10 protein-coding genes and 1 pseudogene are annotated in these 12,701 nt (G+C 60.4%); 6 read left to right on the top strand and 5 right to left on the bottom strand.

Going from position 1 to position 12,701, the window contains the following annotated elements; translation table 11 throughout:
• Nucleotides 1-16: 16 nt before the first annotated feature.
• The 4 genes from BLT89_RS08050 to BLT89_RS08035 all read right to left on the bottom strand — a co-directional run bounded on the left by BLT89_RS08050 (nucleotide 17) and on the right by BLT89_RS08035 (nucleotide 6,150).
• Nucleotides 17-1,285 (bottom strand): alanine racemase, encoded by a 1,269-nt coding sequence (locus tag BLT89_RS08050; protein ID WP_090194059.1) that lies wholly within the window; start codon nucleotides 1,283-1,285, stop codon nucleotides 17-19.
• A 2-nt stretch (nucleotides 1,286-1,287) separates the two neighbouring features.
• On the bottom strand, nucleotides 1,288-2,730 hold the full coding sequence (locus BLT89_RS08045; RefSeq protein ID WP_231975073.1) for a D-arabinono-1,4-lactone oxidase: 1,443 nt from the start codon (nucleotides 2,728-2,730) through the stop codon (nucleotides 1,288-1,290).
• A complete protein-coding gene (locus tag BLT89_RS08040; protein ID WP_157718818.1) occupies nucleotides 2,727-3,086 on the bottom strand; it encodes a c-type cytochrome in 360 nt (119 codons plus the stop codon). Before BLT89_RS08040 ends, BLT89_RS08045 begins: the two co-directional genes overlap by 4 nt.
• Nucleotides 3,087-3,468: 382 nt before the next feature.
• The gene (locus BLT89_RS08035) at nucleotides 3,469-6,150 is read right to left on the bottom strand and encodes a LuxR C-terminal-related transcriptional regulator (protein WP_090194055.1); all 2,682 of its coding nucleotides are present in this window, start codon (nucleotides 6,148-6,150) and stop codon (nucleotides 3,469-3,471) included.
• A 242-nt stretch (nucleotides 6,151-6,392) separates the two neighbouring features.
• Between BLT89_RS08035 and BLT89_RS08030 the strand changes: the two genes are divergently transcribed.
• From BLT89_RS08030 to BLT89_RS17990, 6 genes and pseudogenes are all read left to right on the top strand, one after another.
• The gene (locus BLT89_RS08030; protein WP_090194053.1) at nucleotides 6,393-7,166 is read left to right on the top strand and encodes a glucose 1-dehydrogenase; all 774 of its coding nucleotides are present in this window, start codon (nucleotides 6,393-6,395) and stop codon (nucleotides 7,164-7,166) included.
• Between the two features lie 232 nt (nucleotides 7,167-7,398).
• Nucleotides 7,399-8,628: an acyl-CoA dehydrogenase family protein gene (locus tag BLT89_RS08025; RefSeq protein ID WP_090194051.1), complete on the top strand. Its 1,230-nt coding sequence runs from the start codon at nucleotides 7,399-7,401 to the stop codon at nucleotides 8,626-8,628.
• A gap of 52 nt (nucleotides 8,629-8,680) precedes the next feature.
• Complete coding sequence (locus tag BLT89_RS08020) at nucleotides 8,681-9,805, top strand: saccharopine dehydrogenase family protein (RefSeq protein ID WP_090194050.1); 1,125 nt, start codon at nucleotides 8,681-8,683, stop codon at nucleotides 9,803-9,805.
• A gap of 191 nt (nucleotides 9,806-9,996) precedes the next feature.
• On the top strand, nucleotides 9,997-10,407 hold the full coding sequence (locus BLT89_RS08015; protein WP_090194048.1) for a hypothetical protein: 411 nt from the start codon (nucleotides 9,997-9,999) through the stop codon (nucleotides 10,405-10,407).
• Between the two features lie 162 nt (nucleotides 10,408-10,569).
• The gene (locus BLT89_RS08010; protein ID WP_090194046.1) at nucleotides 10,570-10,791 is read left to right on the top strand and encodes an SDR family oxidoreductase; all 222 of its coding nucleotides are present in this window, start codon (nucleotides 10,570-10,572) and stop codon (nucleotides 10,789-10,791) included.
• An 83-nt stretch (nucleotides 10,792-10,874) separates the two neighbouring features.
• Nucleotides 10,875-11,114: pseudogene (locus BLT89_RS17990) on the top strand (leucine zipper domain-containing protein); the annotation flags it as partial.
• A gap of 155 nt (nucleotides 11,115-11,269) precedes the next feature.
• Here BLT89_RS17990 and BLT89_RS08000 read toward each other — a convergent pair.
• A complete protein-coding gene (locus tag BLT89_RS08000) occupies nucleotides 11,270-12,673 on the bottom strand; it encodes a GGDEF domain-containing protein (protein WP_197673543.1) in 1,404 nt (467 codons plus the stop codon).
• Nucleotides 12,674-12,701 lie beyond the last annotated feature (28 nt).

Here is a 12,701-nt window from a genome sequence, read left to right as displayed (position 1 = left end):
TGGCCAGAAAAATCACTCAGGTGCTGGCCGGCAGCACCGGCCAGCGTGCAACGATCTGGTCACCACGCACGGCGACCAGATCACCGAACTGCAGCAATACCGCCTCGCTCTGGGTCGGCCGGAGGAAGATGAAGTCGTCGACGCCGATGGTGACCGAGTCCGAAGCGTTGTAGCCCTGCTGGTTGGAGCTGATGTACATGCCGTTGGGTTGCAGACCAGGTGGCGAATCGGTTTCGGCCAGCCAGTTGCCGCTGTAGGCGAAGTAGATCTGCGCCTGGTTCGGGTCCCAGGCGCGAATCAGCGGCGCGGCCCAGCCCAGCGCCGGCACACGCCCGCCTTGCAGGCGCTTGAGTACCGGCGAGGCGATGAAGGCGCTGGGCTCGAAATCCTCGAGAATCGGCAGGTCATAGTGGGTCGGTTTCATCAGGCAGGAACCGGCGGAAATATCGTTGATCAGCGGGTCGCCATCGTAATAGCGGAAGGTTGGACTGCCGGCGCCGTTGAAGCACAGCTTGTCGTTCAGCAGTTGCGGAAACCGCTGCTGCAGATAGTCCTTGCAGGCGGCGTAGCGCGCCTTGACCTGTGGCAGTTCGCGCTTGGCGAGAAAGCCCGGCAAACCCATCAGGTGCGCGTCGTAGCCCATGAAACCGGCAAACTGCAGATGCTCGGGGTGCGCACTGATGGTGGTCAGCACGCCCTGCAACGCCTCGGGGCTGCCAAAACCGCCACGGCGCAGGCCAACGTCAATTTCCAGATTGATGCGCAGTCTGATGCCCAGTTCCCTGGCCAGCGCCAGGTACTGGGCCAGCCGCGCCTCAGTATCGATCAGCCACTGCAGCTGCGTAGCCGGGTCGAACGGACCTTGATGGTTGGCGTAGAAGTGGCGCGCGGCGCTGATTGGCATCGGCTTGCCGAGCAGGATGTCGGACTGCGGGCGCAGGGCGGCCATGGCCTCGATAAACGGCCGGTGAAAGCACATCAGCGCCCGGGTATTGGCGCGCTCGGCGATGTAGTCAACCAGCGCCGGGCTGGGCACCGACTTGACCACCACACGGTAGGTTTTGGCCGGTGCGATAGCGGCCGACTTGACCACGCGGTCGATGTTGCGATCCAGTCGGTCGAGGTCGATCAGCAACACCGGATGGTCGATGCCGTTATCGCGCAGGGTCTGGTTCAGCCGGGCAAAGTAGGCGTCATACTGGCCGCCCTGGTCGTCCGGTCTGGCGATCACTGCAGTGGTGGCCAGGGCAGCGCCGCCAAGTAAAAATGAACGTCGTGAAACCATGGTCAGACTCCAAGAATATGGCGCAGGTGTGGGTTGAGCATGCGGCCTTGCGGATCGAGGCTGCGGCGCACTTCCTGGAAGTCCTGCCAGTGCGCCGGATACAGCGCAGCCAGGCGTTTGGCGTCCAGTGTATGCAGCTTGCCCCAGTGTGGTCGGCCCTGGTATTTCCAGAAGATCGGTTCGATCTCGGCGAAGTAGGGCCGGTAATCGATATCGCCGTACTGGTGTACCGAGATCGAGCAACCGCCGCGCTCACCCATGCCCTGAAACATCGACAGCCAGACATCGCTGCCCTTGACGTAGCGGTACTCCAGCGGGAAACACACCGGCAGGTTCTTCTTGCGCACGGTGCTGAGGATTTCGCGCAGGCAGGCCGGACCGGCCTCGACCGGCACGGTGTATTCCATCTCGCGGAAACGCACTATGCGCACGTGCGGGAATATCCGGTAGGACGGCCCCACGCGCACGCTGCTGGCACTGTCGCCCATGGCCAGACTGAGCATGTCGAGCAGTCTGGCGTAGGTGGCCGAGCCAATGCCGGGCAGCCAGCCGACGGCTTCGTAGGCAGCGCGCAGGGTATTCACCGCCTGCGGATCATCTTCGCCACTGGGCACATCGTCCGGACCGGCCAGATCGGTAGCCACACTCAGGCACAGTGGTGAATGCAGCAGCGGCAATATCTCGAAGTTGCGGTGCATGGCCATGCGGTTGTCGATGTCATCCAGCACGTCTTCGGTGTTTTCGAAGCGATTGACCTCGACCAGATCAAAGGCCGCCTGATTCTGTAAGCGCATGCGGGTGATCAGCCCCAGCGCGCCGACCGAGGTGCGTGCGGCCTGGAAGATTTCCGGCTGCTGGCTGGCGCTGCATTCGATCAGTTCGCCGGTCGGCGTGGCCAGGGTCAGCCCGGTGACGTAGTCGGTCATCGGCCCGAAGCGCGGCCCGGTGGCATGTACCGAAGTGGCCAGCGCGCCGCCCATGGACAGGTAGTCCAGATCCGGCTGATTCGGCAGCGCCTGACCGATGCCGGCCAGCAGCGGGCCGAGTTGCTGCACGCGGGTGCCGGCCCAGACTTCGGCTTGCAGGGTGGCCGGGTCATGGCTGATCAGCCCGGCCAGCAGGTCGGTGCTGATCAGGCTGTCGTCGGTCGGCACCAGCGGGCTGAACGAGTGCCCGGCGCCGACAGCGCGGATGATGCCTTTGGACTGGCGCAGGGCATCGACCACGGCGGCTTCGGAGTCCGGGGCAAAGCGTTGCAGTGGCTGACAGGCCTGATTGCCGGCCCAGTTGATCCACGGCACCGGCTGGCCCGGCTTGAACGGCAACGGGCTTTGCGCCTGCGGTATGTCGCCGCCGTGCGGGGAACAGCCGGGCAGCATACCGAGCATGGCACCGGCGGCCCCCACCTTGATCAACCGGCGCCGTGTGAGATCGGGAGCGCTCATGGTTGTTGCTCCGTCGCCGGCAGCAGCAGGCGGATCAGTACGCGGAAATCATCTTCGTTGCAGGCGCTGCAGTAACCCAGTGGCGGCATGCCGCGAATACCTTCGACCACGTTCACCAGCATGACCTCTTCGCCCTGGGCCTGCCGGCTTTTCCAGTCGCCGGCATTGCCCATCAGCGGCGCACCGATGCCCGGTCGTGCATGGCATTGCACGCAATTGCTGCTGAACAGTTCGAGTTGGCGCTGGGTGGGAACGGCTGCCGGGTCGGCCAGCAGGGTAACGGGCAACAGGCACAGCAGTAGTAAGCCGAGGGACTTTGCCGGCGCCGACCGGGTTACGCGTGGGCAGTCGATCATTATTATTCTCTGCAATAAAGCTTTCCGTACCATAGTGCCAAGTACGCCCGAAACACAACCCTGTAGCAGGAGAATAGCCCTGGCCACCACGCTTGCTTAAGACGGATTACTACAGGCAGGTATTGTGTTTAGTGGAAGCGCCGACCCGGCGCGAGCTTTTGCTTTTGATGGTTGGGGTTGACGCTGGCCATATCGCGGCGAGTCGCCGCTCCTACAGATCTCGCTGCTCCTGCGGGTTCGGTATTTCAGGTAGGTATTGTGTTTAGTGGGAGCGCCGACCTGGCGCGAGCTTTTGCTTTTGATGGTTGGGCTGGGGTTGGCCATATCGCGGCGAGTCGCCACTCCCACATATGTCGCCGCTTCCACAGCAGTCGCCCGACGATCAAGCCCGTTTCAACAACCCGTTCCTGCGCGCCGCCGAAAGCGCGCTGGTGCGGCTCTTGCACTCCAGCTTGCGGTAGATGTTGTGCAGGTGCCATTTCAGGGTGCCTTCGGAAATGAAGATCGACTCGGCGAGTTCGCGATTGGACAGGCCCGATTCGAGCAGCGTGAGAATCCGCAACTCCTTTCTGGTCAGGGCTTCGGCAACCCGCTGGTCGTCGTGCTCCTGACTGTCGGCGGCAGCCAGCCAGTCAGGTTCGGCCAGATTGCCTGTGCTTCTGGCAGCTTTGCGGATGGGTTCAATCAATGCCAGGTCATTGAGCAGGACGCGGCGGTAGCCAAATTCGTTGCAGGCGGTGATGGCCTGTCCCCAGGCCGCCAGTGCTTCCTGATCCCTGCCGCAGCGCAGCAGCGCCGCCGCCTGCAACACCAGCAGTTCGGTGCGGCGCAGCTGGAAGCCCTTTTCCTTGCTGCGTAGCAGCGGCGAGCTCAACTGCGCCACAGCCATTTCCGGGGCCTGGTCGAGCAGCAGGCGCGGGCCGACGCGGGAGGCCTTGTCGGCAGCCAGATTGTGCTGCGGGAAAATCGCCAGATCAAAGCCGAACTGGTGAGCCAGCGTGAGTGCCGCGCTGTGCTCGCCACGGCGCAGCAACCAGATGCATTCTTCCGCTGCCAGCGTCACGCTGACGCGCTCCAGATTCTGTTTGCGAGCGGTCTGACGGCCCAGGCGCAGGGCCTGCAGACCTGCGTCGAGATTGCCACGGCAGCATTGCAGGCGCGCGCGGGTCAGGTAAGTGAGGATCAGGATATCCGCGATGCCCAGTGCGTCTATGGCTTCGGTGCCGATCTCCAGTAGCTGCTCGGCGCTATCGAGCTGGTCAAACTCATAGGCGATGGCGGCCTGGATCACATGCTGGAATGCAGCATGTTCGGGGAAGCCATTGAGATGCTCGCGGAGCAGTTGCAGTCCTTGCTGGCTGGAGTTGCGTGCGGCATGCAGGTTGCCGGCCTTGAGGTGCAACAAGGCATCCAGCAGGAGATTCCACGACAACCCGTAGTTGCCGCGATCGCGGCGCTGGATACCCCGGCCGTGCTCGGCATAAGCCAGACCTTCGGCAATGTCGCCGTTGGACTTGCAGGCGTAGGCGGCCAGATTGAAGACATCGCCCAGATAACGCAGGCGTGCGTCCGGCCAGTGTTCCAGCCACTGCCTGACCGGCTGCAGCAGTTTGCTGCCGGCATCATTGACCCCCAGCAGAAACAGTCGTTGCAACTCCAGGGCACAGCGAAATTGCCGCGTGGCATCGGGCTTGTCGGGATTACACAGCGCCCAGGCATCGATGCACTGCTCGATGTCATACAGTTCGGCTTCGGCTTCATTGCGGCGGGAGGAGAGCACCAGCGAAAAGCCCACACTGATGCGTATCAGCGGATAGCGATCAAGCCATTGCCGCGGAATCATCTTGGCCCAGCGCAACAGGGTACTGGTGGTGCCCTGACGCTGCGCCGAGTCTTCCACCGATTCTGCCAGCCAGTTGCAGGCCTGCTCCCAGTCGCGGGCGCGAATGCTGCACTCAATGGCTTCATCGATCAGGCCCTGGGCGTACAGCCAGGTGGCGCCGGCCTTGAGAGTGCGAGCCTCATGGCCAGCCTGGCCAGCGGGTGGATTGCTGCGCAGGTAGTCCTGTACCAGATGATGAAAGCGGAACCAGGTACCGCTGCGATCCATGGCCAGCAGAAACAGCTGACGCTGATTGAGTTCGACCATCAGCTCGCCGGCCTGCGGGTCGCCACTGGCCTCGCACAACAGCGCGGCACAGAACAGATCGAACTGGGCGAATTGATAGAGCAGTTCCCGCTGTGTCTGGCTCAAGCGGCCAAACACCACCTCGCCGAGGTAATCGACCACGGCGCGCTCCGAGCCCCAGAAGTCATCCAGTAATAGTGCCGGGTCGCTGGCATCCTGCAAGGCCAACGCCAGCAGTTCGACCGCAGCTGGCCAGCCTTCGGTCTTTTCCATCAGCCGGCTCAGAGCCAGTTCCGATAGCGGTGTTTTGATACGCTGACTGCACAGGGCCGCTGCTTCGTCGGCGGTCAGGGCCAACTGGTTCTGGTCCAGTTCGGCCAGTTGTCCGTGCAGGCGCAACGTGGCCAGCGTTACTGGCGGCGTATGCCGGCTACCAATGATCAGGCGCAACTGTTGCGGCGCGTATTGCAGCAGCCAGTCAAGAATCTGCAGGCTTTGCGCATCGCCGAGCAGATGCACGTCGTCGATAAACAGCAGCAACACCTCAGCCAGTTGTTGCAGGTCGCTAACCAGCAACTCCAGCACGCTCATCGGATTGGCCTGTGACTGCCCGTCGAGCAGGGTCAGCGCCTGCTGGCCAAGGCCGGGTTGTGCGGTCTGGATGGCCCCGATCAGCAGACGCAACAGGCGTGCGGGTTCGTCGTCGGTATCCGTCAGGTTCAGCCATGCCCGACGGTCGACAGGGCAGTGGGAATACCAGTCAGCCAACAAGGTGGTTTTGCCATAGCCGGCGGGTGCCACCACGCTGACTACCCGGCACGGGCCTTCCAGCAGCGCTGCCGGCAATGCCAGGCGGGGGCGTGGCAAAGGCTTGCGCGCACTGACCTGCGGGACAAACTTGCTGTCGAGTTGCGGCGAGCGGCTGGAAGCGGGCAAGAGGTCAAATCCTTGGGTAATGGCGCTGAACAGATGAATTGCACCAGACGGCAGGTTAGCGCATCGTACCGGCGCAACGAAGCCCCGGGCGGTTGAAGGATGCGGCAAGCGGTTGGGAAAACCTGACTTTTGACAGGCTGCCTAATCACTCGTCAGTCTGCAAAGTCCACACTCGCATATCCCGTGCAGCCGTTCTCCGATAACGTTGCGGCACGGCCTATTACGGACAAGAGGAACAATCCATGAAGCGTTTGCAGAATAAATCCTGTCTGGTTACCGGCGCCGCCAACGGCATCGGGCTGGAAACCGCACGACGTCTGGCCGAAGAAGGTGGCCAGGTCATGCTCAGTGATATCAGTGCCGAGCAGGGGCAGGCTGCTGCAGCGCAATTGCGTGAGGCGGGTTTGCAGGTCAGCTTTATCCAGCACGACGTGACCAGTCGCGAACAGTGGGAAGCGGCCATCCAGGCCACAGTAGCCTTTGGCAGCGCACTGGATGTGCTGGTGAATAACGCCGGTATCGGCCTGACCGGCAGTATCGAAACCTGCACCGCCGACGAGTGGCGGCGCACCCAGGCGATCAACGTCGATGGCGTGTTCCATGGCACGCAGCTGGGCATAGCAGCGATGCAGGGCAAGGGTGGTTCGATCATCAATCTGGCTTCCATCGAGGGTTTTCTCGGTGAGCCACTGGCATTTGCCTACAACGCCAGCAAGGGCGCGGTGCGCATCCTGTCCAAATCCGCTGCGGTGCACTGCGCGCGCGAAGGCTACGGCATCCGCATCAACTGCGTGTGTCCCGGTTTTGTCGAGACCCCGCTGGTGGTCAATGCCTTGAGCAAGCTGCCCAAGGAGCATGCCGAAGCCTTCTATAACAAGGTCATCTCGCGCACGCCGATGGGGCGTCTGGCCCAGCCGCGGGAGATCGCCAATATGGTGCTGTTCCTGGCCTCCGATGAAGCCAGTTACATCACTGGCGCGGACATGCTGGTAGACGGTGGGCTGACGGCGTCCTGATCGCTGCGTTTAACCCGGCAGCTCAGGTAAAAGCAACGCTGCACAGCACTTTAGCTGTGCAGCGTTTTTTGTTGCCGGCTGCCAGGGATCAGCCACCAACACTGTGCAGCGACGACCGGCAGGATGGTGTTTTGACCCTTGCGGATTCTGCAAAAAACCTAACTTTTGACAGGCTGTATTGCTACCGGTTGGTTGGCAAAGTGATGACATCACCAATCCACCGGAGAACACCATGGACTACCAGCAACTGCCGCTCAGCGGCCTTGAAGCGCCCCTCAACGAAATGGAGCAGATGATTCAGGACAACGTCCATCATTTTGCCCAGAGCGTCATGCGTGAAGCTGGTGTGACTCTGGATCAACTGAGCCCCGAGCAGGCCATCGCGCCGGACTCGGTTCTCTGGGATGTGCTGCAGAAAGCTGAAGGCCTCGGTCTCAACCTCACCGCGCTCGCCGAGCTTCCTCCGCTGGAACGCGTCAAGCTGTTCGGCCTGGCTACCGAGGAGTTGGCCTGGGGCGATGGCGGGCTGGCTGGTTCGATTCTGGTCAACTACTTCCCGGTGATGTATTCGCTGCTCGCCGGCAATCTGGCGATGGCCGAATTCTGCGAAGGCAAGCGCGGTTGCTGGGGCATCACCGAACCGGATCACGGCAGTGACATGGTTGACCCCAGCGCCGCGGTTGCTGCGCCGGGCATGCCCTACGGCCGGCCAAACTGCCTGGCGCGGATTGTCGGTGACAAGGTCATCATCAATGGACAGAAGGCGGCCTGGGTTTCCGGCGCCATGACGGCTGAAGTCTGCGCGCTGTTCTGTCATTACGCCGACGAGCAGGGCAACACCCGTCCTGGCGTGGCGGTAATCGTGCCGCTGGATCTGCCAGGTGTGAGCCGCGGCAAGCCGCTGGACAAGCTCGGCGTGCGTGGCATGAACCAGGGCGAGCTGTATTTCGACAATGTCGAAGTGCCGCTGGCCAATCTGCTGGCCGGCCCCGATCAGTATCAGGACCTGGCCTACCGCATGCTCTGCGAAGCCAATCCGCATGTTGGCATGATGGCGGTGGGCATGGCGCGCGCCGCCTACGAACACGCTCTGGCCTATGCCCATGAGCGCAAGCAGGGCGGGCAACCGCTGATCCGCCACCAGCATGTGCGCTTCCGTCTGTTCGAGATGTTTCGCAAGGTCGAGGCGGCGCGGGCACTGGTACGCCGGGTGATGGATTACAACGCCACCGCGGCTTACCCATCTTTGCTCGGCTCGACCTCGGCCAAGGTTACCGCTACGCAGACTGCCTTCGAGGTTGCCTCCGACGCCTTGCAGATGTTCGGTGGCAACGGCCTGACCAGGGAATACCCGATGGAGAAGCTGTTTCGCGACGCCCGCGCAATGCTGATTGCCGATGGCGCCAACGAAATGCTGGCGATCAAGGGTGGCAGCGACCTGATCAATCCGGAACTGCTCTGAGGTTTGCCGGCAGGCGCTCCGGGCCCTGATCCAATTTTGCAGGAGACGCACCATGGCTCAACAACGCGACGTCATCATCTTCGGTGGCAACGGTTACACCGGCAAACTGATTGCCGAATCGCTGGCGCAACGGCAGATTCCGTTCTACTTCGCCGGGCGCAACCAGGACAAGCTGGAGAAAGGTCTGCAGATCGTGCGTGAGCGCCTGGGTGAGAATGCCTGGAAACTGGATGCGCAGATCGTTGCCGTGGACAACAGCGTGGCAGCGCTGACCCCGGTGTTCCAGCAGTGCAAAATTGTCATCAACGTGGTCGGCCCGTTCATGCAGGTAGCCTGGCCGGTGGTTGAAGCCGCACTGAATGCCGGCTGCCACTACATGGACACTACCGGTGAGCAGGACTGGACCCTGGCGATTGCCGAGAAGTTCGGCCAGGCCTTCGCAGGCAAGGGCCTGTTGCTGGCCCCCGCGACGTCCTACATGTGGGCCGCCGGTGCGCTGGCAGCCGAAGTGGTACTGGAAGACCCGGAAATCGACTCGCTGGATATCCTCTACCAGATCGACAACGGCCTGCCTTCGGAGGCATCCACCAAGTCCTTCCTGCGCATGGTCTGCAACGACTCCACGCAGTACTACATCGAGCAGAACGAGTTCAAATCCTGGCCCAACGACAAGGCCTACGAAGTGTTCGTGCCATACCGTGCGGCCAAGACCCTGGCTCTGCCTTGGGGCGGTGCTTGCGAGCCGGTATGGCTGAAAGGCCGGGTGCGCAACTGCAAGGTGCTGACGGCCATGGGCGAGCATCTGATTGATGGTGTAATGCAGGCGATCCAGGCGTTCAATGCCCAGTCTGCCGGCCTCGACCAGGCCGGCAGGGAAGCGCTGACCAACGCCATCGGCGACCAGATCAACACTGGTGAGCCGCCCAAGGATCATCCGGACGTGCAGCGCAGCGTCATCGTGGTTTCCGGTCAGGGCCGCGTGAAAACCACCACCTACGCGATGAACCTGTCGGCGCCCTACATGTTCACCGGTGAAATCCAGGCCGAGTGCGCCAGGCTGATTCTCGACGGCCAGCTCAAGCGCGCCGGCTTCCAGTCGGCAGCCACCGGTTTCGACCATCGCCAATTGATCCGTACCTTCAACGCGCTGGGTTATTGCAGCGCACTGCCTAATTAACAGGGGATGAATATGGATTATTCGCAAGCCAGCCGGCTGGGTAACCGGTGCCGAACTGGTCACGGATGGTGGCGCTACGGCTACCTGAATGGATAGGCGGGCAAGGCGGCCGGCAGAGTTGTCTGTGGGCGCGTCGCCCTCGGCTCGCGTAGATGGGAACCTGTTTGAATGGCTCACAAGGTGGTTTAACGATGTTCAATTCATCCTGGAAGATGGCGGCGGCAGATCCGGCCAGCAAAAAGCTGCTGTATCTCGCGGCAGCCTTCAATCTGCTAGCTGGCCTACTGGTGTTGCTGTTTGTTCATCAGGCGCCAGCATTGGTGGGGCTACAAATCAGCGATGCCAGCCAGTTGATGTATGTGGATCTGGTGGCCTGGCTGGTGACCTGTTTTGGCCTGGGCTATGCGCTGGGCGGTTACGACTTGCAGCGCTTCTGGCCGTTTATTGCCATGGGCGCGCTCGGCAAGTTGGGTGTGGTAGCGCTGGTTATCGGCTATTTCGCCTGTGGCCATGCCGGCCTGTTGGTGGCGCTGTTGAGCCTCGGTGATTTGCTGTTCGCCATACTGTTTGTCCGCCTGCTGCGCGCCCACATGATCAGCTGATTAGCTGAATTCGCAGGGTGGGCTTCAGCCCACCAAGACAATTGCAGCGGAGTTGTGGTGGGCTGAAGCCCACCCTACGCCCACCCTACGCCCAGCCTGCGCCCACTCGGGGTTAGCTAACCAGCAACTGAAACATCACCCACAAAAATCAGAAGCAAAATCATGCGCAAGACCGTAACCGTATTTGGCGCCACTGGTGTGGCCGGCAGTGTCTGTGTCGATGAGTTGCTCAGGCAGCAGGTGTTCAATGTGCAGGTATTGGCGCGTAAAAGCGGGCAAGCCAGTGGAGTGGCCCACACTGCCAGCGAGATGCATGCGCAGTACGACGTCTGGCAACAAGCCGACGCCAGGATCATCGAAGCCGATGCGACCCGGCACAACTAACTGTGATCTCTCAATAGGTTGTTCATCCGGGGCTTTCCCGGAATTCTGGAAGTGCGCCCCACCAAGCCTTCGGGGAGCCCCGAATGAACTGGCATAAACATGCCCGTCTTACCTCACTCGGTCGAGCCCTTTTGGTTCGGCACATTCAACATGGCTTGAGAGTCGAGGAGGCCGCTCAGGCTGTCGGGGTGAGCGTGCGAACCGCCTGCAAATGGCTCAAGCGCTTTCGCGAGGAAGACGAGACCGCTCTTCACTGCCCGCATACACCCGCCGATTTGCTGATAGAGCGCGCGATTGACCTGCGCCGTGCACGGGCCAGCTGGGTTGTCTGGACAGGTCCGCCACTTCAGGATTACTTCAGGTTATCCGGACTGTATCGCAGGCCGCCTTGCGGCTTTGCGTTGAGAGTGTGCAGTTGAAGGGTTATCTGATCTGCCCGGCACTTGTCTGCTTGTTCTACACAATGTTTGAGCTGCTTTCAGCTGCCAACAACTGCAGAATTAATATCAAGCTCTACTCTGTTGCGCCCAAGTTTTTTCGCGTTCAACAAGGTTTTATCAGCGCGGAGAAATAACTGACTGAAATTTTCATCAGGGTGATGTTCGCATACACCAACAGTTACCGTGACATGCCGCTGTAATACCTGAATCTGCAGCTGTTCAATACTATTGCGTAATCTTTCGCAAAGCTGCATGGCTTCATTTTCTGCGGTATCCGGTAATAACAACATCAACTCGTCGCCACCGAAACGGCCAATCAGATCCTGCTGGCGTAATTGCTTGCTTAATGTCTGACAGACTTCCTGTAAGACCCTGTCGCCAGCCTGATGGCCAAGAACATCATTGACCTGTTTGAAATGGTCCAGATCAATCACCGCCAGACAGATTTTGTCTTTATGCTGCGCGGCCCAGGCCAGCAACATTTCCGCCTGTTCGAAAAATCCTTGCCTGCTTAACACGCCGGTCAACGGATCGGTATGCAGACTATGCAGCAACTGTTGATTGGTGCTCTGCAATACAGGCACCACGGTGCCAAACAGCATCGAGACGGAGATCATTGCAATAGTGAACTGGTAAATCACCGCAAAAGCCTCCAGATCCAGCTGCGCCATCAGCATGGCAATGGTCAGGCTGATAATGGCCAGTCCACAGAAGCTGCGCCAGACCGATTCGGTGTAGACCAGCCACATGGTCGGCAGACTTAGCGAGAGGATCAGAAAGGTAATTTCCTGCGCTTGCACCTGATGGGCAATCAGCATGCTCACGATGAGCAGCATCAGACAGACGAAGAGCTTGAGCAAGTAATCCGGCAGGGGACCATTGCCGTGCCTCAATAACCAGGGCAAGTGTGTTGCAAGGTTATTTGCCGTCAGCTTATCGATAAGCAAGACAATAAACGGACTCAATGAAAGGATCGCAACCAGATCACCAATCCACCAGCCCAGCCAGATAGACTGACGCTGGGCGTTGTCCAGTACCCCTTCGTACTGTAATGACCAAGAACCGGAAAAGGCTGCCAGAAATGCAGCCGCAGCAGCCAGCAGCAAATAGGCGACAAGCATCGCGGAGTAATTGACTTGCCCGGTTCTGATTAATATGCGCAGCAACAGGGCGCCAAGCAAATAACTGCCGGCATGGGCAAGAGAAGGTAATGTAACGGCAAAATAGGGAACGGCTTCGGCTGCACCGTACTGCTGATAATGTATGAAACTGGTCAGCAGGCTCGCCAGAAATATCGCCGGAAATGCCCGTGCGCCTAACAGCGTCATGGCAGCAAAACTCAACGCTGCCGGTGGATACCACAGACTTGCATGGGGGCTGTATTCCAGCAACCTGGCAGTTTGATATATGAGTATCCAGCCTAGCATCAGTACCAGCTGCAAGCTGGCTACCTTGCTGATGCTTCTGAAT

It is taken from the genome of Pseudomonas pohangensis, assembly GCF_900105995.1.
Classification (GTDB): Bacteria; Pseudomonadota; Gammaproteobacteria; order Pseudomonadales; family Pseudomonadaceae; genus Aquipseudomonas; species Aquipseudomonas pohangensis.
The sequence above is the reverse complement of the archived record's forward strand: the minus strand, read 5'-3'. Positions and strand labels throughout refer to the sequence as shown.